Origin of the sequence: Lewinella sp. IMCC34191 (assembly GCF_003390935.1) — a bacterium.
Lineage (GTDB): Bacteria > Bacteroidota > Bacteroidia > Chitinophagales > Saprospiraceae > Neolewinella.
Genome location: NZ_QNQZ01000002.1, coordinates 289,110 through 312,601 on the forward strand (window position 1 = coordinate 289,110; position 23,492 = coordinate 312,601).

Annotated in this window: 18 protein-coding genes; 5 read left to right on the forward strand and 13 right to left on the reverse strand. The window is 58.6% G+C overall.

Features of this window, described 5'->3' with window-relative positions:
- The first annotated feature begins 411 nt into the window (after positions 1–411).
- From DRW39_RS05735 to DRW39_RS05755, 5 genes are all read left to right on the forward strand, one after another.
- Positions 412–864 carry a hypothetical protein gene (locus DRW39_RS05735; RefSeq protein WP_116106057.1) on the forward strand — a complete coding sequence of 151 codons (453 nt, stop codon included), beginning with the start codon at positions 412–414 and terminating at the stop codon, positions 862–864.
- A 167-nt stretch (positions 865–1,031) separates the two neighbouring features.
- Positions 1,032–1,610, forward strand: a complete 579-nt coding sequence (locus DRW39_RS05740) for a TetR/AcrR family transcriptional regulator (RefSeq protein WP_116106058.1) — start codon at positions 1,032–1,034, stop codon at positions 1,608–1,610.
- Between the two features lie 11 nt (positions 1,611–1,621).
- On the forward strand, positions 1,622–2,629 hold the full coding sequence (locus DRW39_RS05745) for an NADP-dependent oxidoreductase (protein WP_116106059.1): 1,008 nt from the start codon (positions 1,622–1,624) through the stop codon (positions 2,627–2,629).
- A 4-nt stretch (positions 2,630–2,633) separates the two neighbouring features.
- Complete coding sequence (locus DRW39_RS05750) at positions 2,634–3,794, forward strand: iron-containing alcohol dehydrogenase (RefSeq protein ID WP_116106060.1); 1,161 nt, start codon at positions 2,634–2,636, stop codon at positions 3,792–3,794.
- A 54-nt stretch (positions 3,795–3,848) separates the two neighbouring features.
- On the forward strand, positions 3,849–4,526 hold the full coding sequence (locus DRW39_RS05755; RefSeq protein ID WP_116106061.1) for a type 1 glutamine amidotransferase domain-containing protein: 678 nt from the start codon (positions 3,849–3,851) through the stop codon (positions 4,524–4,526).
- Between the two features lie 120 nt (positions 4,527–4,646).
- On the opposite strand, the gene DRW39_RS05760 is transcribed toward DRW39_RS05755, so the two are convergent.
- The 13 genes from DRW39_RS05760 to DRW39_RS05820 all read right to left on the reverse strand — a co-directional run bounded on the left by DRW39_RS05760 (position 4,647) and on the right by DRW39_RS05820 (position 23,490).
- A complete protein-coding gene (locus DRW39_RS05760) occupies positions 4,647–7,733 on the reverse strand; it encodes a DUF2723 domain-containing protein (protein WP_116106062.1) in 3,087 nt (1,028 codons plus the stop codon).
- A gap of 186 nt (positions 7,734–7,919) precedes the next feature.
- The gene (locus tag DRW39_RS05765) at positions 7,920–9,566 is read right to left on the reverse strand and encodes a RagB/SusD family nutrient uptake outer membrane protein (protein ID WP_116106063.1); all 1,647 of its coding nucleotides are present in this window, start codon (positions 9,564–9,566) and stop codon (positions 7,920–7,922) included.
- Positions 9,567–9,577: 11 nt separating this feature from the next.
- Positions 9,578–12,700, reverse strand: coding sequence for a SusC/RagA family TonB-linked outer membrane protein (locus DRW39_RS05770; RefSeq protein WP_116106064.1), 3,123 nt, complete (start codon positions 12,698–12,700; stop codon positions 9,578–9,580).
- Positions 12,701–13,118: 418 nt separating this feature from the next.
- Positions 13,119–13,304, reverse strand: a complete 186-nt coding sequence (locus DRW39_RS05775) for a hypothetical protein (protein ID WP_116106065.1) — start codon at positions 13,302–13,304, stop codon at positions 13,119–13,121.
- Complete coding sequence (locus DRW39_RS05780; protein WP_116106066.1) at positions 13,297–14,160, reverse strand: sugar phosphate isomerase/epimerase family protein; 864 nt, start codon at positions 14,158–14,160, stop codon at positions 13,297–13,299. The genes DRW39_RS05775 and DRW39_RS05780 overlap by 8 nt, the downstream gene beginning before the upstream one ends.
- 36 nt (positions 14,161–14,196) lie before the next feature.
- Positions 14,197–14,568 carry a glyoxalase gene (locus DRW39_RS05785; RefSeq protein ID WP_116106067.1) on the reverse strand — a complete coding sequence of 124 codons (372 nt, stop codon included), beginning with the start codon at positions 14,566–14,568 and terminating at the stop codon, positions 14,197–14,199.
- Between the two features lie 108 nt (positions 14,569–14,676).
- Positions 14,677–15,351 carry a hypothetical protein gene (locus DRW39_RS05790; RefSeq protein ID WP_116106068.1) on the reverse strand — a complete coding sequence of 225 codons (675 nt, stop codon included), beginning with the start codon at positions 15,349–15,351 and terminating at the stop codon, positions 14,677–14,679.
- 39 nt (positions 15,352–15,390) lie between these two features.
- Positions 15,391–15,699 carry a hypothetical protein gene (locus DRW39_RS05795; RefSeq protein WP_157975949.1) on the reverse strand — a complete coding sequence of 103 codons (309 nt, stop codon included), beginning with the start codon at positions 15,697–15,699 and terminating at the stop codon, positions 15,391–15,393.
- Between the two features lie 60 nt (positions 15,700–15,759).
- A complete protein-coding gene (locus DRW39_RS05800; RefSeq protein ID WP_116106070.1) occupies positions 15,760–18,069 on the reverse strand; it encodes an endo-1,4-beta-xylanase in 2,310 nt (769 codons plus the stop codon).
- A gap of 215 nt (positions 18,070–18,284) precedes the next feature.
- Entirely contained in the window at positions 18,285–18,491 is a 207-nt protein-coding gene (locus tag DRW39_RS05805; protein WP_198664799.1) for a penicillin acylase family protein, read from the reverse strand.
- Positions 18,492–18,616: 125 nt separating this feature from the next.
- Entirely contained in the window at positions 18,617–19,744 is a 1,128-nt protein-coding gene (locus tag DRW39_RS05810) for a hypothetical protein (protein ID WP_116106072.1), read from the reverse strand.
- A gap of 151 nt (positions 19,745–19,895) precedes the next feature.
- Positions 19,896–20,447, reverse strand: a complete 552-nt coding sequence (locus DRW39_RS05815) for a hypothetical protein (protein ID WP_157975950.1) — start codon at positions 20,445–20,447, stop codon at positions 19,896–19,898.
- A gap of 376 nt (positions 20,448–20,823) precedes the next feature.
- On the reverse strand, positions 20,824–23,490 hold the full coding sequence (locus tag DRW39_RS05820; protein WP_157975951.1) for a hypothetical protein: 2,667 nt from the start codon (positions 23,488–23,490) through the stop codon (positions 20,824–20,826).
- Positions 23,491–23,492 lie beyond the last annotated feature (2 nt).

Here is a 23,492-nt window from a genome sequence, read left to right on the forward strand (position 1 = left end):
CACATAAAGTAATTAGCATCACGGGGTACTGGCTCCTAGTAGGATTGCTCTACTTCGTACTATTAGTATTAGGCTTAACGTGCCTGGAGGTCACCAACTACTTTTCAACGGAAGTTCATCCTCCGCTGATGATAGATAGCGCTGCCGGCAGGATGCGAATGGTTCTATACTGCCTACTCGGAACATGTATTGGGGCCTTTTTAATGGTTTTCCTCTCGGCTGTATTCCGGGTGAAGCGGAACAATAATAAGGGGATGGTAATGGTGTATACCACGTCCCTTTTTCTGTTGGTGTTTTTTTCGGCAAATGCTGATTCAAAAATACTGGCGGCCATATGTGCGGCCCTCACGCTCCTGTTTTGGGTATCCATTCGCTGGACAAATAAGCTGCGCCGTACCCAAAAGCCAAAGCATGGCAGTTAGTTCGAATACAAAGACTAGCCCGCTTCGATTCACCACCCACGCAGCCCGTAGGGCACGGGTCGCATTCATCTACTTTCTCCTTCTATTCTCCGGGCAGGCGATCGAAGAAGCAGCAAGCTACCTGTCCACCGGCATGAAGCCTATGTATTGGATAGGCTCTACCCCCGGATTGCTTTATTTGGCCATGTATTCCGCGTTTGGCACCCTGATTGGTGTATTACTGATGTTCGTCTTGGCGAGAGTCTTCTCTATCCGCCCCGCAAACACCAAGGGAGTCGTCCTCTCGTACACCGCTTCGATCATGGTTCTGGGCTACCTGTATTACAATAGTAGCATCCTCTCCTTTCTCCCCCGGATCGTACTACTCACGCTATCCTTCTGGATGCTGTACGCGCTGATCCGAAGAAATCGTCGGGGAGCGACGGAAAGGGAGGGGCGGTAGCATAACTAAACTTGGGCGGCGGAGCGCAGGTGAAAGCAACTCCGGACCGGTTTCCTCGCGAAATCGACCAGCCGTCAGACGAACTATTCACCGTTCCAACAAGCGAGGCAAAGTAAGCTTTGAACAAAATGAATGAACGTTCATTTACATAGTACACCTATCCTACTATGCCCACCACGGAAAAAGGACAAGCCAAACGAAGCGCGCTCATAGCGGCCGTCATCGATCTGGTCAACAACAACGGCTTCCACGCCGCCCCGATGTCCCTGATCGCCAAGCGGGCGGGCGTAGCGGCGGGCACCATCTACCGCTACTTCGACGGCAAGCAGGACCTGGTCAACAAGGTGTACCTGGAAGTGAAGGAGGCCTTCAGCGCGTCGGCCTTCCGGGACTACGCTCCCACCGATTCCGTCGAAGACGATTTCCGCACGATCTGGTACAACATCGCCGCCTTTAAACTGCGGGAGCGGGACAAGGCCGTCTTCCTTTCCCAGTGCGACAACACCCCTATGATCGACGAGGCCAGTCGGCAGGAAGGCCTGCGTCACCTCCGGCCGCTGCTCGACCTTTGGCAGCGCGGACAGGCCCAGGGGATAATCCGCCCCGTCTCGCCCTACCAGCTCTACGCCTTCAGCATATACCCGATCGCCTTCCTACTCCACATGCAGCAGCGCGACCTCTACGACATCACCCAGCCCCGGATCGACGAAGTCTACCGGATGGCCTGGGATAGCATCAAACTATAAACATTAACATTATGCCTTCCAACCAAACCATCCTGCTGAAAAGCCGCCCGTCGGGGAAGCCAACGCTGGCCGATTTTGACATGACCACCTCGGAAGTCGGCACTCCCGGCGAAGAAGAGGTGCTCCTGCGTAGCGTCTACGTTTCCGTCGATCCCTACCTACGGGGCCGAATGAGTAATGCCCCCTCCTACGTCGCCCCCTTCGAGGTCGGTAAGCCCATATCCTCCGGCATCATTGCCGAGGTGATGGAATCGAAGAGCGACCGCTTCAAGAAAGGCGATTATGTCTCCGGCTCCCTGGAATGGAAGGAGCAGCAGGTGGCCGGCGCCAAGGGCCTGCAGAAAGTCGACCCCGACAAGGCGCCGCTTTCCGCCTACCTGGGTGTGCTGGGTATGACCGGCCTCACCGCCTACCTCGGACTCACGGAAATCGGCAAACCCAAGTCCGGTGAAACCCTGGTCGTGTCCGGCGCCGCCGGTGCCGTCGGGAGCGTAGTCGGTCAGATCGGCAAGATCCTCGGCCTGCGGGTCGTCGGCATCGCCGGTACCGACGAGAAGGTTGATATGCTGACTTCCGAATTCGGTTTCGATGCCGGCATCAACTACAACACGACGGAAAACATGGCTAAAGCCATCGGAGCCGCCTGCCCCGACGGGGTTGACGTGTACTTCGACAATGTCGGCGGCGAAATCTCCGACGCCGTACTGTTTCACATCAACAAATTTTCCCGCACGATCAATTGCGGGGCCATCGCGGTCTACAACAGCAAGGAACTGCCCAGAAGTGTCAGCGTACGTCCCTTCCTGGTGAAGAACAGCGCCCTGATGCAGGGCTTTATCGTATCGAACTACGCCGACAAATTCCCCGACGGCGTCCGGCAACTCGCGCAGTGGCTGCAGGAGAGCAAAATCACCCATAAGGAAACCGTCCGGGAAGGATTCGACAACATTCCCCAGGCCTTTCTCGACCTCTTCGACGGCAAAAACACCGGCAAGATGGTCGTCAACGTAAAAAAATAAGCACATGAATAACTTTCAATATCAGAACCCCACCAAGATCCTGTTCGGCAAAGGACAGATCGCCAGTCTCGACAAGGAACTCCCCCGGGATACCAACATCCTACTCCTCTACGGCGGCGGCAGCATCAAGCGCAACGGGATTTACGAGCAGGTGACCGCCGCCCTGGGCGACCGGAATGTCGTCGAATTCGGGGGCATACCCGCCAACCCGGAATACGCCAAACTCATGGAGGCCCTCGGCGTCATCCGGGATAAGGACATCACCTACATCCTCGCCGTCGGTGGCGGATCGGTGATCGACGGCGCGAAGTTTCTGTCCGCCGCGGCCCGCTACGAGGGCGACGATCCCTGGACCATCCTCACCGATAATATTTCCATCAAGGAGGGCATGCCCTTCGCTACCGTCCTGACCCTGCCGGCCACGGGCTCGGAAATGAACTCGGGTTCCGTCATCACCCGCGCCGAGACCAAAGAGAAACTCGCGATGGGCGGGCCGGGGCTGTTTCCCGTTTTCTCCATTCTCGACCCCACGGTGATCCACTCCGTTCCGCAGCGCCAACTGGCTAACGGCATCACGGACGCCTTCACGCACGTACTCGAGCAGTACATGACCTACCCCACCGGCGCGCTGCTACAGGACCGCTTCGCGGAGAGTATCCTCCAGACCCTCATCGAGGTAGCCCCGAAGGTGCTGGAAGACCCCACCGACTACGCCGCCGCATCGAATTTCATGTGGAGTTGCACGATGGCGCTTAACGGACTCATCTCGAAGGGTGTACCCACCGACTGGGCCGTCCACGCCATGGGCCACGAGCTCACCGCGCTCTACGGCATCGACCACGCCCGTACCCTGGCCATCGTCGCGCCGAGTCATTATACCTATAATTTCGAAGCCAAGCGCGAGAAGCTGGCCCAGTACGGCGAGCGCGTCTGGAACATCACCGACGGCACGACGGAAGAAAAAGCCCGCGCCGCCATCGCCCGTACGGAAGACTTTTTTCACCAGCTCGGCATCGACACCAAATTATCGGAATACACCGCCGACTACGAGGGTACCGGCGAGGAGGTCGCCCGCCGCTTCAACGAACGGGGCTGGAAAGGCCTCGGCGAGCACCGGAAGCTCACCCCCGCCGACGCCGAGGAGATCGTGAAGATGGCGTACTGATCGCCGCCGCGGTATCCTCATTTATCCCTGAACCAATTAAGTAAAATATATACCATGAAAATTCTATTCGTACTCACCTCCCACGACAAGCTGGGCGACACCGGCAAGAAGACCGGATTCTGGATCGAGGAGTTTGCCGCTCCCTACTACACCCTGCTCGACAAGGGGGCTGATATCACCGTAGCTACCCCCGCCGGCGGAAAGGCTCCCATCGACCCCAGCAGCGACACCAAAGACGCCCAGACCGAGGATACCAAGCGCTTTAAGCAGGACGAACAAGCCCAACGGGTGATTGCCACCACGAAGAAGCTTAGCGACGTCTCCGCTTCCGATTTCGATGCCGTCTTCTACCCCGGCGGTCACGGCCCCCTGTGGGATCTCTCGGAGGATAAAACCTCCGTTGCCTTGATCGAAAACTTCTACGCTCAGGATAAGCCCGTAGCCTTCGTTTGTCACGCACCGGCCGCCCTGAAGAACGTGAAAGACCCGTCCGGCGAGCCGCTCGTCAAAGGCAAGCAGGTAACCGGCTTCACCAATAGCGAAGAGGAAGCCGTGGGCCTGACGGACGTCGTGCCCTTCCTCGTCGAGGATATGCTGAAGAAGAACGGTGGTATTTACTCCAAGGCCGATGACTGGAATGTCCACGTCCTGACCGACGGCCTGTTGATTACCGGGCAGAACCCGGCCAGTTCCGAGAAGGTGGCCGAGGAGCTGTATGCTGCGTTGCAGTAGGTTTACAGTCTCCAGCGATCCATCTATGGGCTCGGTAAACGAATCCCGGTCCCCGACGATGTCAGGGACCGGGATTGTTTTTGTTGTAGCTGCTATCCGGAAACCGAGATGGTCAATCTCCTACTTTACGAATCTTCCCAAATTCGTTTCCACCTCCCGCAGCAGGTCCGCATCCCCCTGTTCCCCCACCCGGGCCAGCAGCAGTTGCGCGATAGCGTATCCCTGCCGCAGACCATTGTTATAATCGAAACTACGCTCGACGATCTCCGAGTCCAGGCTTTCGTAGTAATTCAGGCGCTCGGCGGTACTCTTCGCGAGTTGCCGGATCACCGAACGCACCCGCTCCGTCTGCCCCGATTCGAAGTAAGGTACCAGCACCATCGCTGCATTGTATCGGAACGGAAAATTCATATTGGGAAAGGCCTCGAAAAAGCGATCGCCAATATCTAGCGCACGTTCCGTATCGCCGCCTTCCAGCAGGGTGTGCATAGTGCGCAGCATGACCAGCTGCATGGACTCTATGGCCGGTGCGTATTTAGAATTGACGAAGGTGTCCACCCGGTCGAAGTTGCCCCAGTCCCACTCGTCCATGACCAGATCGTAGCACCGATCGACGTCGACACTGCCCGCTCCCACCGCGCCGTAGGTTATCGTTTGCGACGGGGTGCGGGCGGCCGTCAGCCGCAGCGCCAGTCCCTCGAGTTGGAGGTAATCGTCCAATCCGTAGAACTGGTCCGGAGGTACGGTGGCGGCGAAGTAGATCGGTCGCCGGTAGAAGTTGGAATCAATGATGTCCAGGATAGCGACATCGCCCTTGCGCATAATGCCCTCCGGCACCCGAATTGGGATTTCGGCCGCCACCGGCACCCCGGCCGGGCTAAGCCAGGGAGCCTCCGCGAGCCGTCCCGGGTCGACCCGGATGCTCACGTTGCAGGTACTGTAGGCCGTTTCAAAGATGCGGCCGCTCGAAGACGTCAGGTTCTTATCGGTAGCGACCTCGCCCATGAAACGGTCCAGGGTGACGGAGGGCCCCTCCTGGCACGGCAGTCCACTACCCCGGGGGTCGTAATAGGGGACGTCGTTCCGTCGGCGGCCCCGCATCTGCTCCGCGGTCAGTCTTAGTTCCAGCGCCGAACTGTCATTCATCTTATACCGCAGCAGATCGATGAACCAGTCCGTGTGAATGAGACTTAAATGCACCACGCGCACGTCGGTCCGGATGCCCTCCACCTCCTGGGCGTACCACAGGGGGTAGGTGTCGTTGTCGCCGTAGGTGAAGATGATGGCGTTCTCGTCCACCGACTCCAGGAAGTTATGGGCGTAGTCCCGCGCCGCGGTGTGCTCCGAGCGGTCGTGGTCGTCCCAGTTCTGGGTGACCATCAGGATCGGGGCCACCAGCACCAGGGCCGAGCAACCGATGGCTACGCCCGCTCCACGTACCTTGAGGAACTCATAGATGGCCGGCACGGCCATGCCCATCCACATACAGAAGGTGAAGAAGGAGCCCACGAGAACGTAGTCCCGCTCCCGCGGCTCGTTCGGTGGCTGGTTGGTGTAGATGATGATGCCCAGGCCCGTGATCACGAACAGCGCCAGCAGGGTCAGGAACTCCTCTCCCTGCTTGGTGGAGTGCCACAGCAGTCCCAGCAGACCGAAGATGAAGGGCAGGAGGAAGTAGGTGTTGCGCGCCGGATCGTTCTTAAACTCCTCGGGTAGTTCGTCCAGATTGCCGAGCCGCATTTCGTCGAGGAATTGGATGCCCGTGATCCAGTTGCCTCGGCTTTCGTCCCAGCTGAAGTAGCCCTGCTCGCCGTTCTGGCGGCCGGAGAAGTTCCACATGAAGTAGCGCCAGTACATCCAGCCAATCTGGTAATTGAACAGGAACTTCAGGTTGTCGATGGCGTTGGGCCGCCCGTAGGGCAGCGGCTGGCTGGGGTCCAGGCCCATCCAGCGCTTGTACAGATCGGGCCGCCCCTGGCTGCCGTCGGCCATGCGGGGGAAGAACATCTGCTTGCCGGGCTCGTACTCCGGCGTGATCTTATAGTTGGTATAGACATACTCGCCGTTCACCAGGCCGTAGCGGTCGTCCAGGTCGGTGGCGATCATGTCGGCGTCGAAGTTGGGGCCGTACAGCAGGCTGCGTTCGCCGTACTGCTCGCGGTTGAGGTAGGGCAGCAGGCTGGTGACGTTGTCCGGGTTGTTCATGTTGACCGGCGTCTTGGCTTCGGCCCGGATGACCACCACGGCGATGACGCTGTAGGCGATCAGGATGGTGGCGATGCCCATGGCGGCGAGCTGCACGCCCTGGTCCTGGTGTTTATGGGCGTAGCGGAAGGCCAGGTAGAGCAGGCCGCCGTAGGCGATCAGGGTGGGCAGCAGGCCGATGTGCACCGGCAGGCCGCTGTTGACCAGGCCGATCTCGAACCACTGCCACACGGTCGGTACGCCGATGATGACCAGCGTCTGAATGATGCCAATCATGAGCACGCCGGTCAGGCCGGCGGCGATGAACTGGGCCCACTGGGGCAGCTTCGCGTTTTTATAAAGCCGCCCCCGCTCGCGCAGGTAGAACAGCAGGGTGATGAAGGGCAGCACCAGGATGCTGAGCAGGTGGACCCCGCTCGAAAGCCCGATACAGAAGATGCTGAAGATGAGCCAGCGGTAGGCGACGTAGTCCAGCTCCCGGGGGGTGGTGTAGTAGCGGATGGCCGCCCACACCGTCATACAGGTGAAGAAGAAGGACATGGCGTAAACCTCCCCCTCCACGGCCGAAAACCAAACGGAGGTGGTGAAGGCCGCGGCGAGTCCGGCGACCAGTCCGCCACCGGCCACGGCGATGACCTGTCCGCCGCCCACTTCGGCGCGCTCGTCGCGACCGGTGAGCGAGAGCAGGCTCAGGCGGATAGTAGACCAGGCGATGAAGGTGGCGCCAAAGGCCGTACAGATGGCCGACATGCCGTTGACGAAGGCGGCGATCAGGGCCGGGTCGTCGCTGAGCAGGTTGCCCACGGAGGCGAAGAGCCGGCCGATAAGCAGGAAGAGGGGCGCCCCCGGGGGGTGAACGACTTCGAGTTTGTAGGCACCGAGGATGAACTCGCCCACGTCCCAGAGGCTACCCGTGCGCTCCACGCTGAGGAGCAGGACGATAGCGGTGATGGCGAAGACGATCCAGCCGGTAAGTTGGTGTAAGCGGTGCAGGGTGCCCATGAATGATTGCGCAGGTGTAAATCAAATATACGAAACGTTTCGTAGTTTGACCGTTGTTGCCGCTGGCTGTTTGAGTTTGCAACCCCGACACAAAAAAATCCCGAACACTGGCCGAGCCAGCATTCGGGATTCCCGATAACATCTATTCAAGGTCGAAGTGACCTTCATAGATGGCAGCAAGATCCGCTACGGATTCTGATCAGCAGGGGTCAGGTTCGGATTCGCATCCAGTTCCCGCTGCGGGATCTTAAAGACCCAGTCCGGGTTCTCGGAGGGCTTAGCAACGATATAGGCATCCTGGTAGAGCGTTTGGGAAGCACCCGATCCGCCGTTGGCGGAGTGATCGATGCCTTCATCCCAACGGATCTTATCCTGGAAGAGGAAGCCTTCGCCCCACAGCTCGACACCACGCTGGAACTTGATGTGCTCCATCAGGCTCTCCTGGTCGTCGTACTGGGTCACGTCGTAGGCGCTGTCGCGTTCCTCGCCGAGGGGACGGAGTGCTTCCTGAGCCGCTTCGATGTTTCCCAACATAGCCTCTGCTTCGGCTTCGATCAGGTACATCTCCGACGCGCGCATGTAAATGATGTCGTCGGGCTCGATCGTTCCCGGCTGCTGCTGACGCAGCTTGACGTGCATATACGGGTGCGTGTTGTGCGCGGAGGTCCACCCCCATACAGCGGTCAGGCTGTCAATGGCGGCCTGCCACTCCTCCTCCGTTTCGTACTCGTCGCCGTCGTAGTTCTCCCAGCCGCCTTCACCATTTGCGGCGGACAGGTTGGAATTGGGCGCGTCGATCAGGAACATGTCCTTACGGTAGTCAGTATCCGGAATGGCGTCGATCAGGCGGCGGTCGGCGATCTTCGGATTGTTCCGGTTCTGGCTGCCGTTGAACGTATTCGAGGCGAGGTAGAAGTAAGAACGGAAGAAGGTGGTTTCCGTAGTGATCACGTTGCTGCCCCAGATCACCTCGGGTAGACTGATGCTGTTAAATCCGGCCTTCCAGTCGGATTCGCCCATAATACTATATCCATCGCGGGCCTGCACGGCCGATTCGGCAGCCAATTCCCAGTTGCCGGTAGCCAGGGCCATCCGGGCCTGTAGGCCATAGGCCACGTTGATATTCAGGTCAACTTTTGTAGCCCGTGAGGAAGCCTCCTCGAAGTTGGTAATGGCCGCTGCAAAGTCCGAAGCAATCTGATCGTACACCTCCTGCACCGTCGAGCGGGGCGCGCTGGTGAAGGGGGCTTCGGTGGCGTAGAGCAGCGGCACCCCGGGGTCGGAAGAAGGATTACCGATCAGGTAGCCCTTGGCGAAGTGCTGCACCAGCGACATGTAAGCGTAGCCGCGGTAGGTGTAAGCCTGCCCGACGATCTCGCGCAGCTCCGGCGTCATGGGCAGATCGCCTTCCTCGACGCGATTGATGATGGAGTTGGCGTTCGCGATCAGGTTATAGCGGTGGTACCATAGAACCTCTACCGTCAGGTTGGTTTCCTGGGTGTGGTTGTTCCACTGGGCACCGTCACGCCAGCCTAAGTTATTGGCGTTGGCGCTGTGGATCAGGCCGCCGCCCAGGTTATCGCCCATCGGCACCCACCAGTGCTCGTTGGCCCGGTTGGTGCTGGCAACGGCGGAGCCGCCCGGGAGGATGGTCTGTGATTGTGAGTACAGAGACCGGTGCATCCCGGCGATAATGAGGGACATATTAGCCTCCGTAGCCAGGGCGTCACTGGCCGATATCGCATCGGTGGGGGTAGTATTTAAAAAATCTTCTTCGCAGGATACCGTTAGCAAGGCAACGGCAATCAGCGCGTATTTTATATGATGGACCATGAGATATGGTTTTAGAAGTTAGTATTGAGACCGAAGGTGATCAGTCGCGAGGGGTTGAAGTCGTTACCTGAGGGAGTACCGGACAGGTTATACTGAGGATTCAGTCCGTCCCGTTTGGTCGCCAGGTAAAGGTTTTCCCCGGTAACCGACAGCTTCAGGCTCTCCAATCCGATGTTGTCGAGGAAGCGGCTGTCAAAGGTGTAGCTCAGGTTAACATTGCGTAGGGACAGGAAGGAAGCATCGGTCAGGAAACGGGTAGACTGCGTTTGTACGAGGTCAGGGTTACCGTTTTCCATGCGGGGGACGTCGGTGATATCTCCCGGCTGTTGCCAGGCATTGACGATGTCGGGGTGCAGCGAGCTGCCGTAGTCACCACTGTGCATCATGTTGGCGTAACCGTAGTCCAGTACTTCACCGCCAATTCCGTAAGTGAACAGGAAGTTGAAGGAGAAGCCCCGGTAGAAGAAGTTGTTAGATACCGATCCCAGCATGTCGGGAATGGAGTTGGTGCCGGTGTAGGCCCGCTCCGTCGCCTGCCAGTCGTTGGTCAGTTCGGGCGTTCCGTCCTCCTCGAATTGCTGGACGCTGTTTCCATCCTCGTCGAACTCGTATACGTAGAACAACTGATCACCGTTCTCAGGGTCTACGCCCGCGGTATGCAGGATGTAGTAGTCGTAGCGCGAACGGCCTTCCGCCCAGCGCTTCGAACCGTCGATGACCGGGTCGGGTAGACTGGTGATCTTGTTGGTGAAGGTCGAGGCGGTCAGGCGCATGCTCCAGCGGAAGTCCCGGCTGGTGATGAGGTTGCCAGTCAGCCCCAGCTCCACACCGGAGTTGTACATGTCGCCGATGTTGGAGGGGAAGGCGTTGTGTCCGTTACTCAGCGCGATAGGCAGCTGGTAGAGCAGGTCGGAGGAGTTCCGCTTGTAGTATTCGATGGAACCGTCGAGGAAGTTGTTGAACAGGGAGAATTCCAGCGCTACGTCGAAGCTTTCGATCGTTTCCCATTGTAGGTCGGCGTTACCGATATCCGACCACCAGATGGCGGGGCCACCAGCGTTGGAGGTCAGGCTGTAGCGTGGCTGCGAGAGGTAAAAGTCCAGCAGATCGTCGTTTCCGACTTCACCGTAGGAAGCCCGCAGTTTGAGGCGATCGATCCAGGGGATGTTCTCGATGAAGGGCTCCTGCCCCAGCTGCCAGGAAGCACCGGCGGAGTAGAACGTACCCCAGCGAGACTCCTCGCTGAATACCGAGGAACCGTCGCGGCGCGCCGAAAGGCTCAGGAAGTACTTACGGTCGAAATTGTAATTGAGCCGCGCGAAGTAGCCCTCGATTCGTTTGTCGGAAGTGTAACCACCGACGCTCACGGGGGTGGCAAAGTTGGCAAACTCATAGATGCCTTCGGCGGTCTGGTCAATGGCCAGCGCGTCGTTCTGGGTGAAGTTGCGGTCGAAGCTTTCGTGCCCCAGCGTAATGTCGAAGTTATGTACGTCGCTCAGACTCTTCGTGTAATTAAGCAACTGGTTGAAGTTCTCCACCTGCCTTCTGAAACGTGTCTCGCTATAGCGTCCCGTGGGCTGTGCGTCGCCGATGATGTTGTTCTCGTACTCCTTTTCCAGGCCTTCCTGTAGGTCACGACCGTAGTTCAGGCGTACGCTCAAGCCTTCGAAGAGCTGCACGTCGGCGTAGAAGCGGAAGCCGTAGAGGTTGTCGCGGTCTTGCTCGTTGTTGAGGAGCAGTTCCTGCAGGGCGTGCCGGCCCTGGTTAATGGGGCGCGAACCGATGCCGTACTCGGAGTACCCCTCCCCGTTGTCGAAGATGGGGTTACCGGCCTGGTTCAGCACCAGGTTACCTTCGCGGTCGTTCACGTACACCGGGTAGATCGAGCCGATGTTTTTGGCGAATCCGAAGGGGTTGACGATACTTCCCTCGCCGGCCGAACTCGGACCCCGGGAATTCGAGATGGTCACGTTGGCACTACCGCCCATACTTAGCCAGTTGGTGGCGTCGAAGTCGGCATTCACGCGGCTGGTCAGGCGGTCGTACTCGGTGGTTCTTACGTAGCCCCCTTCCTCGAGGTAGGAGGTAGAGAAATACACCTGGTGATCCTCTCCGCCGGTAGACAGGTTGACGTTGTAGTTGGTCCGGGTGGCGCTCTGCTCCATCACGTCGTACCAGTCAAGGCTCTGGTAGATAACGTTCGCATTGGGATTCAACTGGCCGTCCGTACCTACGATCTGGTCGTTGGGTACGTCGAAGGGGTTATACCCCAGGCTGGTGAAAATATTGGCGGAGGCAATTTCCGGATCGCCATCCGCGGCACCGGAATTCAGCAGGGCCTGCCACATCGATTCGTAGTACTGCCCAGGTGTGACCTCGTCGTAGAGGGGAACGGCCCGCGAAACGAACCCGTGCTGGACGGATGCCGAGACGTTGGTGCCGGCGGCCGAACCTCGCTTCGTGGTGATGAGCACGACGCCGTTAGCGGCGCGCGATCCGTAGAGGGAGGTAGAGGAAGCGTCCTTCAGAATCGTCAGCGACTCGATGTCCTGCTGACTGATGCTGCTCAGATCCCCTTCGAACTGGATACCGTCGACAATGTAAAGCGGATCGGTATCGCCGTTCAGCGTACCGACACCCCGGATGATGATGTTCGGCGAGGAGCCGGGCTGTCCGGATGGTGAGGTAAACTGCACACCGGTCGCGTTACCTTCGATGGCGGCGATCGGGCTGGTCACGTTACGCGTTTCCAGTTCGGCCGCGCCCACCACGTCCGCCGAACCCGAAAAGGCCTCCTTAGTCGTGATCCCGTAAGCCGTTACAATGACTTCATCCAACAACTCCGACGAGGGTTCCATGGTGACGTCCACCACGGTTTGCCCGTCAATATCGACCTGCCGGGCGCCAAAGCCGGTGTAGCTGAATAAAAGCGTGTTGTACTCGTCGGGAACGGAAAGACTGTAGTTACCGTCGATGTCCGTCACGGTACCGGTGTTGCTGCCTTCGACCAGGATGCTGACCCCGATCAGGCTCTCGCCCTCTCCGTCAGTCACGGTCCCGCTGACGGTCCGTTGGGCCACAGCGATACCCATAACGAAGAGCGTTAGCCCTAACGCAAGTAGAAATCGTCTCATGAATTAATTAGTTTAGTTGATTAGGTTGCTAGTAAGCGGGCAAATCTACGCAATTGTCGTGTTACAATTCAACAAAACGCCATTTTTCGTATGGCTCCAAATGCCTTATAATCCGCTTTATATGGGCTTCATCCCTCAAAATTCTTAGCTTTATAAAGTAAATAATTAATGGGCCAAATTAAATTTTGAACCTGGGAACGGCTTTCTACCCGCTTAATTGGTTTCTTCCCGATTGTCTAATTTCGGTCATGAAACTTCACACGCGGGGAAATCAGGGCATTATCGGGCCGCATTCCGCCTGATTATCAGCTTCGTGACGCACGCTCCGGTCTAGGCAAAAATCATCCGCCCGCTGAGTTTTCGTGCAACCGGAAATGGCACGAACAGGGCAACCACCTTGAAGTCCCTTAGCCTACTTTTATAGCCGCTCCATTGACCATAGTTCCAGCACCCTAGCCAGAAAGCTGTTGCCGCGGACGGGGCGGTCGTACACCGCTTCGACCGGGAGGGCCTCCAGATTCCTTTCCCGCACCGGACGCTGGCGATAAAAAACGGGACGGCCGCCGCCGGGCACCAGTAAACGGGCACCGGGCAAGTCACTCATACACCGCCCGCAACTGCCGCAACATCTCCGCGTAAGCCGGACCACCCTGCTCCCCCACCTCACCCCACCGGGCCTCGATGTGGATATTGCCGGTATAGCCTTCCTCCTTCAGCGCCCGCAGGTAGGGGGTGAAGTCATCGCCCGCCACGCCGGGCGGCGCCCGGCGCTTTCGCTCGGCGATTTCGCTGTACACGGCGTATGGACCCACCCCCCGGATATCCGATGCCGGCTCGCGGTTCATGAGCATGTGGTAGATATCCACGCAGAGGCGGAAGTTGGGGTGGTCGACGGCGCGGACCACCTCCAGCGCCTCCCGCAGGGTGGTGATGAAGTTACACTCGGTGGTATTCAGGTTTTCCAGCGCCAGGAGGATGCCGTAGCGTTCGGCTACTTCCGCTACGCGCTTGCCCATGTAGATAAACTGTGCGGTAGCCTCCACGCGGCTGAACCCGTCGGGCAATGAACGGGATCCGCAACTCCCCCAGGTGATCAGGGTAAGGCCCGCTACCTGCGCTCGCCGCAATACCGTGTCCACGTACCCGATGACGGCGGCTTCGTCCACGTCCGGACCGACGACCTTCAGCTCGCCCGGAATGAACAGGTTGGTGGCGTAAAGCGGTACGTTCAGCGCCCGGATGCCCGGAAGCAGGGCCTCGAATTCGGCCTCGGAGACATTACGCGGCGAGAGTAAGCGCTGGGTGCTCGAGGTCAGGAAACCGTAGCCCGCGGCGGTGATGACCGCGTCGTTTTCCAGCGAATCCTGCACGATCCCGATGGCCGGGATGGTGGGCGTATTTTGGGCAGTCAGGAACGGGGAAAGCAGGATAATAGTCAGGGTAAGGCAGATCGACTTCATGCCAAAAGGTAGCAAAAAAGCCAGTAGTTCAATCCCTCAGTTCCCGCGAAACTCCGCGAAGTGCCAGAGCACCCCAGAGGGATCGAGCATATCGAGCTCCCGTCCCCAGTCGTGCCGCTTGACGTCGGAAAAGCGAACGCCGGGAAAAGCCGTGGGCAGGTCCTTTCCCATCAGCTCGCCGTAGCAGTCGTCGAAGTTCTCCACCTGTAGCAGCAGCATGCTGTTGTCCACCCAGCTCTTCTCGTAATAGTCCTGCAGATAAAAGCCAATGATCCGGCTCACTTTAAAGTAGCTCATTTTCGGGTCGATAACGACCTCATCGAAACCCATCGCCCGGTAGAAGCGACGGGATTCGCTAAAATCTTTCGCCCCGATAAACGCGCGAATCGATTTGGAAAGACATTGCATGGCGGTTCCGTTTGCTGGCTCACTAACGCAGCAGGATCCTCCCTTTCGTATACGCCGGCCGGCAAAGTCTGCCCATTTTACGGACGTCCCACCAAGACAATGCCAGAATCAGAACACGATCTCAAACCGCTCGTGGGTAACGCGAATAAGGTCCAATCCCCCCCCTTCAAAAAGCAGCCGTGCGGAGTAGCGGTCCTGCAGACCGTCGGAAGCCGGTTCGAAAAATACGAAGGCCCACTCGGCGTAGTCCGCCATCACCGGATCGTAAGCGCGGGCTAGCGGCTTGTCCGGTAACACCAATTCGTACCCGGCATAATCGGACAGCTGGAAGAGTGCGGCCAATTTTTCCGGTAGCCCGCTAATCGAATCGCCCACGGCGATGGCATCCCCTGCCGGTACCTGCGCCGGCCAGCGGGCCACGGAATCCGGCAGAGCGCCACCCCCGTAGATCTTCGCGATGGTATCGCGCCCGAGTTCGAGCAGGGCGCGGTCCGTGACGCCCGAAGTAGACTGTATGGTCAAGGCATCGTACAGATGCAGCTCACTTCCCAGGGATTCCGGTTCCCGCGCGGGCAACCGCCCGACCACCGCCACCCGGTCGAATCCCTTTTCCACACCCAATGCCTGTAACTGCGCGTACACCTCTTCGGCACCGCTGCCTATCCGCAGCGTCCACCTGGCCCCCTTCTCGATCTCCGTAGTAACCGGCCCGGCTGACGGATCTTTCGGCAGGCAGGAAGAAGCAAGGCACAGGAGTAGAAGCAGTATCAGGTATCTGATCATGTGTCGGAAGCGTTTGGGTCGACAGACGTTCTGACCGCGCTAATCGTTTGTGTGCACCCCAGCTTTCCCTTCCCGGCCGGTCCGCCCGAACGCCAGCACCCCGTCGTCAACTTTACCGAAGCGGGTCACCAGGGCATCCATCACGTAATTCTGGTACAGACGCCACGGTCGCCGAGCCCCCTGCTTGGGCAGGATGTCTTTCGCGCGCTGGATGTAGCCGGCGCTGACAATGATGACATCGTGGATTTCGTATGGCATAAACATGATCGGGGCGGCGGAGCGCAGGTATAAAGAGAAAAAGGAAGCGCGGTGGACTTGCTTCGATCCGGACCCCGGCCAGGTCCTCATACAAAAAAGAAGCCCCCCGTCGGTAGACGGAGGGCTGAAACAGATGACTGAAATGCGTAATTAGTTCCTGCGGAATTTCCGGGACACGTGTCCGCCGAAGCCGTCGTGCAGGTTGAGGATGTACAGACCGTCGGGAACGGTAGTAAGGTCGATCCGCGTCGGTCCGGACACCGTCCGGTCCCGCTGCAGCAGGCGCCGTCCGGTGGCGTCGTAGATCGTCACGGTGTAGCGGCCGTCGGGAACGCCATCGAGGTACAGCTCGGAGTTTGCCGGGTTCGGATACAGGACGAGCGCCTGCAGGTCTTCCCCGATGGGGGCCTGGCCCGCAGCAGCGGCCGGAGCGGCGGCGTTGAGATTAGCACCGGCGACCGGTACGAGTTCCCACTGCGCCCGGCCATCGGTAGCGGAGGCGTAGCCGGCGGTGTTATCGGTGTTGTTGTACAGATTTCCCCGGTCGCCGATACGGCATTCGAAACGGTAGCGGTTATTGCCGAGGGGCACGGCCCGCCATTCCTTGTCGTCGCCGGTATCGGGGGCGGTGCCGGTATTGCAGAATACGACGCCGTTGGGATCGGAGTCGATGACGCCGCGGCCTTCGAAGACATTGTCGATGTTGTAGAAACCGTTGTCGGTCGGCACCAGCCGCCACTGCTTATCCTGCCCGACGTTCCCCTGCCCGCAGATAACGGGGGTACCGTCGGAATCGAGGTACAGGCCCGTCGCCACGTTGCGGAACAGGAAGACCTGGTTGTCGAGATTCGCCGGACCGGAGGCCACCACGTCCACGTCGGTAAGCGCCTGGTTAGCTAATCGACTGTCATAACCACCGCCCCGGGGAGCCAGCAGCACCTGGTACTGGTAGGCATTGTCGGCCAGGGGCACGTCGGCCGGTACGTTCACTAACAGGTTCAGGTTGCGGGTACCGGCGGTCACGGCCTGCCGTACTTCGCGGTAGACGGTATAGGGGTCGCTGTCCAGCTGGAAGTACACGACGATGTCCTGGTTGCCGGTGGCCGTATAATTGACGGTGAGGGTATTATCCGCGTTCCGGATCGCGTCATCGCTGGCGGCTACCGTGTTGATGGCCGCGCCACCGCCACCGCCACCGCTTCCGCCGTTGCAGTTACCGGCTACTCCCGCACCGGGGTTCAGGGGCGGATAGCCGTAGGAGGAGCGGTTGGGCTGCGACTGGATAGCGCCGCGTACGCCGTTATAGGCCGCCTTCGGAGCGTAAAAGCTGTTGTCGAAGATCAGGGGATCGCGGCAGGGCCCGAACACCCCGCTGTTGGACAGCGTGATCCAACTCACCTCGTCGTGCTGCCCCCACAGGAGGAGTTCCCGGCAGTTGGGCTCGCCGTAGGCCATGCGGACGAACTCGTAGTAGGCGGGCTCCAAAGAAGCCTCGGAACGGTCGCCGTTGCAGATGCGAATATCCAGTTCGGTGACGGCGACCTCCAGGCCGGCGTTGTCCAGGTCCTGCATGCTCGTCCGTACCGCATTGATGAATCCTTCATTAACCGCTCCCTGCGCGGTAATCATCTGCGCGGCGATGAAGTGACTCTGGAAGCCGATCCCGTCAATGGGCGCGCCGCAATTTTTGAGTTCGGCAAAACGGGTTCGCATAAAGCCGTTCTTGGACGTCGGGCTGGCGTTGAAGGTCTCGATCGAGTAGTCATTGTAAAACAGCCGGGCGTTCGGCTGGGCTTCCCGGGCCCACACGAAGAGCATCCGGAAGTAGTTCTCGTAGGTCGCCGGTCCGTAAGTGGTGGAGCTGCCGTTGCCCGCCTGCCGGTACCAGGTGCCGGTGCGCCAGCGGGCCGTAGCTTCGTCGGAGATCGCCTCGTTGAGGACGTCCCACTCGTCGATGCCGTTCCCACATACCTGGCCCAGGGCGAGGATGTACTTGCGGGAGAAATCGAAGACCTGCTGGGCGGTCCAGTTCGGGGCGTTGTTGTTGAGCCAGGTGGGTGCCTGGCTGTACCAGATCATGGCGTGGCCCCGTTTGCGGAAGCCGCTGAAGCTCGCCCCGTTCAGGAAGCGATCGATCTGGCCGGTGCGCAGCGTATTCCGCAGCTGGGCCACGGAGAGATTATGAATGTTGCCCGGCTCCGAGGCGGGGAGCACGGCGTTCATCTTCATGTAGTTTTCCAGCGTAACGACGTTGTACTCCGTCCGTAGGTTGGTAATGGCGCGGCCGCCCTCGTACCCGCCGGGGTTATCGAGCAGGGCATTGCTGATGATGTTTCCGATGAACACTTGTTTGGGTCCGGCCCAGTCGCGAAGTCCGTCCTGGGCGGAGGAGACGAGCGGAGCGAAGAGGGCACAAGCCAGGAGGGCCGCCAGGAGGCGGTTGCGTAAAAATACTTGCATGACGGGTTGGTTTAGGTGAAAAGACCGTTACATCGGTCCGTTTACGGGTTTGAATTTTAGGTATTTTACACTTCAGCCAGACGAACATAAATTGCATATCGACTTCCATGCACAGTAAACATACCGACTAACAATCGATTGCGCAACATTATATTCTACATTATAGAAAGAAATATGTAGACGGCATGCTGGTGGTAAAAGGGATACTCCCTCCCCTACTCCTTCACTCGAAATCCGTCTCCCTCGAGCACCTCGGTCCGGGCCGCGTGCTTCCCGACCTCGGCGAGGTCGAACCAGGCGTCCCGCAGTTCCTTCCTCGAGAACAACTCCAGCTGATCGCCGCAGTGGGGCGAGTCCGGCTGGGTGGCATTGCCGTAGGAAAGCAGCACCCTGGCGCGGGCGGAAGTGCACAAGCATTGCACGCCAAGCAGGTAGGTTTTCATAGTGTATGCGCTTTGCCGGAGGCAGCAGGGTGAGTGAATCCCCGCTTATTAAATTAGGCCATTTCCACCAGTTAGCCTTTTTCCGGCTGGATTTTGCCGCATCGCTATCCGGAAACCCGCTCGGTGAACTCCGCGAAACGGGCGTCCCCTGCGTAGGTCGTCTTGAGCCAATCCGCGAATTCCGGCAGCGTCTCCGGACGCCGCTGAAGCACGGCACTCAGGAAGGCTAAGAAATCCGCGTCGCCTAGCTGCCGGTGCAAGTCATACAGGATGACGGGCCCCACCCCGTATAGCATTTGGGTGGCGGATCCGGGGGAAGCGTAGCGTTCTTCACCAGTGATAATAAGACCGGCCCAGTGCAATTGCTCCCGGACACCTTCGATCAATTCCCGGAAGGCCGATTCGCCATGCACCTCCCTGTAAAACAGATAGCTGCTATACTGCGCGAAGGACTCGTTCAGGAAGCCATTGGGCCCCGCGTTATCCCCAGCCCCGAAGTTCCACCAGAAGTGCGCCATCTCGTGGGCGAAGGCGTACTCCAGCGATCGCCGGCGGGCTACGTAGCCCAGCCGGAAGGCCGATTCTTCCGTCGCGTAACTGGTCAGCGAAGTTGGTTGGCGAATGTCCGTCGGGCAGACATAGACCGTAGCCGGATCGACGGGATGCTCCGGAAATAATTCCCCGTAAAAGGCCCCCACCGCCTCACCCAGCACCCGGAGGCTATCGAGATCGGCCGTCGTCAGCGAATCGACGAAATTCACCACCCGGATATCCTTCAAGGATACATCTTCCACTACCCGACTCAAAAACAGGCTAGCTATCGTAGTGGGCTTGCTCGATTCCACCGTGGTAGACCGATCCGTGACCGTCCTTTCACCAAGCCCATAGAAAGAAAATGCTTCCGGCCCCACGTACTCCACCGCGTAGGTAAAGGGACGCTCGTAGCGCTCACCCTGCACGTCCGGCAGCCAGTGGTGCTGGTGGGAGACCTCCAGATAGCCACTTTCCGGTAGCGAGATCAGCGCCGTTTCGGGCACGACGTACTGCAGATGCAGGGGATTACTGAATTTAGTCTGGTAATGTACATCCCGCTCATCCTTACCGACCACTTCGACCCCGTCCCCCCCGGCAATTCGGATACCCCGCCCGAGCGTGAAGGTGATGCTGTCGGCAGGGAAGTTTTCTAGCCACCAGGTGAGGTCGATGGTTACATCCGTTCCATTGGGAGACATGTCAATAGTCGTTGCGTAGTGCATGGTCGAGGTCGGCGTAGCTTGTGGACCTTCGCACCCAGCCAGATAAAAATGTAGCAGAAGTACGAATGGCAGGTACCTGATGATTCGCATACAATCGCACCTCGTTATTCTGACCATATTGCCCCCCTTACCGCCGGTTAGCATGCCGCTTCGCCGCAATCATCTTAGCGGTGCTTCGCTCCTCAAACCTTTCCACGATGGCGATCTCCTCCGCATCGAGCTTCAGGACCTTGCTGTACGACGCGATCCCGCCGTAAACCACGTCCGCGTAATACGCATCGCTGTAGTTGATGGATTTATAGATGATATAGTCCCAATCCCTCCGTGCGACCTCCTCCACGTCAATCAGGCGATCATCAAATTTGACCCGCCAGGTCTTCGGTTCGAAAAGGCGGTCGGGCACGCTCGCGGATCCCAGTGCGGACAAGATCCTTTCAATGAGCAACTCCTTAATGGCCGCCCGCGTCTGCCCGCTGAATCTTTTCGTTACCACCCACGACCGGTCTTCCCGCTGGTCTAATTCAAAAAAGGCCCGTACATCCGTTACCAGGCTGTCGTACGTTCCGCTTCTCGGCATTTTCCTTTTTTGATCCACCAGCGAGCTGATAACCTGCCGGTCGCTGCCTTCCCTTAAAGCCTCCACGAAGCGATGTAGTAATTCCGGTTCTCCGTCTAGCATAGCGGGGTGGCTTTGGTTTGGTGCTTCCCTCTTTATCGCTCGCATTACGCCCTGCGCGGTTGCAAAATACAGGGTGCCGTCGGAAACGGGAATGGCACGGTCTAGCTAATAGCATGGACGGGAGCGGGATAAAGCGGTTTAGCAATAGCCGTCCCATTACACAAGCTTCATATGGCGGCGGAGCGCAGGTAATCAGCCAATCGCGAACTGCATGCTTCGGATGACGACAGCCATAATAAGCCAAAGCGAATCAACGCGCCGATTCGTCGCCAAAGCGCCGGGTACCCTGGATCGCTTATGCCGCCGCCCTTCTTCCTGCGGTGCATCGTTCTGCGGCCTTCGCCACGGAAATGCGCTAAACCCAGTGCAACCGAAGTCAGGAAAACTGCCAGTTCACCCGCGCTATGACGAAGGCCGGGCGCAAGGGGTACAGCACCCGGGAATTTTCAAACCCGGTCGTCACCGTTCGCGTCACGTCCCGGCGGTTCGCGAGATTGTATCCTTTTAGCCCTATTCCGACTCTGGGGGAGATTTGGTAGTAGGAGTCCAGGGAGAGCAGCAAAGCATTGTCCGTGGCCAGGTCAGTTGACCACCGTAAGTAGTGACTGCTGGGGGCAACGTACCACTTCTCGGTCGTACCCAGTACCAGTTCCGTTCCACAGTCCTGGCTGGAGGTAGCGCCCGTGAACCGATTGGTGTCGTTCTCGTATTCGCTTCTGGCCAGGCTCAGCGAGTAGCTTCCGTGAAATTGGACGACCGGAGAAAGCCGCGTATCGAACCTCGCCTGGATGCTATTCAGATACAGTCGATTCGTGCCGGATCCACCGTTAAACGTGGCAGGGTTGGAAACCGAATAATTCCGATAGTCGAGGCGTACGTTTCCCCGTAGAAACGCCAGGTATTTATCCACGCTCACGTAGCTGGTAACCGACAGGGGCCTGCCCCCGTCACTCAGGCGGATAAGACTCAGCAAGGTATCCCGCGTTATATTTTGCACCACCGCATTGTGGGTTTGGACCACCTGGCTCCCCCAACTTATATTGAGCTGCCGGAATAGATTGGCGTAGGTGAACCGCAGTTCCCCCATCGTTTGCCGTTGCAGCGTCGTTTCGGGCAGTCCCTTGAAAACGGTTTCGTAGTCGCGGAGGTAGGTTTGACCGGAAAAATTATCCAACTCCGGTAAACTCCGCGATTCCCTTCCGTTGAGCTGCACCTTGAATCTGGGAGTAAGATTGTATTCCAGCGATATCGAAGACTGCACGGCCAACAGATTGGTATCCACCCGCATTTCCGTCGCGCTTCCTTCCGATCGGTTGTTTAAATAAGACAGGTCTATATCCCCACTGACGCGTCCTTTCTTGAATGTGCGATCCAGCGACACGCCGTAGTAAGGGGCAAGCAGACCCAGCTTTAATTCGTCCCCGTTACGGTCGATGGCGATCAATTCCTCCGACCCGGAAGGGTGGAGCGTAGCTCGCTGGCGGGAAGTTTGTTGCCGCACCCCGACGGCGTTAACCATATTCATCTTACCCACCCGTTGCATCCACTCCGCCGACACCCGGCCACCCCGCAAAACCAGGTCGTTGTCCTGCACGAGTTCCCCGCTGTCAAAACGTTGCCGGTAGCGCTCCGACGCATAGCGGGCCGACTGCGGATTGGTCGTATGGGAAAGCTCCAAATGGATGCGAAAAGCGTTCCGTGGCGTCAGCCGCCGTACGAACGAAGCGTTCAGCAACCCGGTAAAGGGCTTACTGGCAACGTCGGTAAGCAGGCTATCCCGGACGTCATCCACTTCGGCAAACAGGTCCACGCCGGATTGGAGATAAGTCGCCGAAGTAAGCGCGGTAATATCTAGCCGGCTGTTGTCGCCGAAGTAAATACGATTCTCTGACTCCAGGTAAAAACGACGGTTCAGCGATAGAAAATCGGTAGTCTGCCGTTCCCGGACTTCCGTATCGCCCACAACCTGCGTGCCGAGCAAGGAAGTCGCCACCGTTTCCCGGGCCCGGTCGAGACTGAACAGCGTTCGGCTGCGGTATTTGTTTTTGCGCTGCGACAGCAGAGAGCCGGCAGTGGAGATCAACGAGTTGTCCAGGTAATGCTCGGGTTCTACCTCTGCGGGAAAATCAGGCGTACCTGAACTCAGCAAACTGGGCAGGCGGGTAGGGTCATATCCGATCCCTCCCCTCCCGGTCTTGATGCTGAGGTCGTCCGCGGTACTGCCCGGCAGGCCGATCGTGTTTTGCTGGGCGAAGAAAACGGAACTCCGTTTTCGCCCGATATGAAATAGGTTTAAATCACTTTCTGTGGTGCCCTGCGTTCCCACGCCGGCTTCGGCGTGGCCGAAAACGGTCGCCTGGAGGCCGTCCCGAAGTTCCACGTTCAGGACCAGTTCTTCCTCCCCACTTAGGTCCCCGACCAGGTCGTCGTCCGTATAATTATTGATGACGCCTACCCGCTGCACCGGTTGCGCGCCCATATTCCGGCTCAGCAGGCTGTAGTTGGTCCCGAACACGTCCTGCCCCTCTACCAGGATGCGGTCGATCGGTTCGCCGTCGACCGTTATGGAGCCGTCCGCGTCGACTTCCACGCCGGGAAGTTGCTGCAGCAAGTCCTCCAGTCGGTTTTCGGTACCGGAGCGGTAAGCATCTACGTCGTAGGTCAAGGTATCTCCCCGGCGAATGGCGGGCAGCGCTTTGGCGGAGACGCTGACTGAATCCAGGCTAAGGGGGCGCGCTGCCAGGACGTACCGGTGATCGGCGGGCAATTCATCCATGGGGTAGACGAGCGTGGCGTAACCAAACGACCGTACGGAAAGGCTCGTGGCCCGATCGCCGGGCTCGCCGCTGAGGAGCACTACCGGGTAGGGGAATACCCCCCTTTCATCGGAACTTTCGTAAGCCAGGATCTTGCCGCCCTGGTAGATGATCACCTGAGCGTAGGGAATGGGTAGGCCACCTTCGTCAATAACCAATCCGGTCGCTGCGGATTGTCCGAAAGCGGCTACCGTTGTCATGAGCAGGAAGCCGATGATACCTGACAATT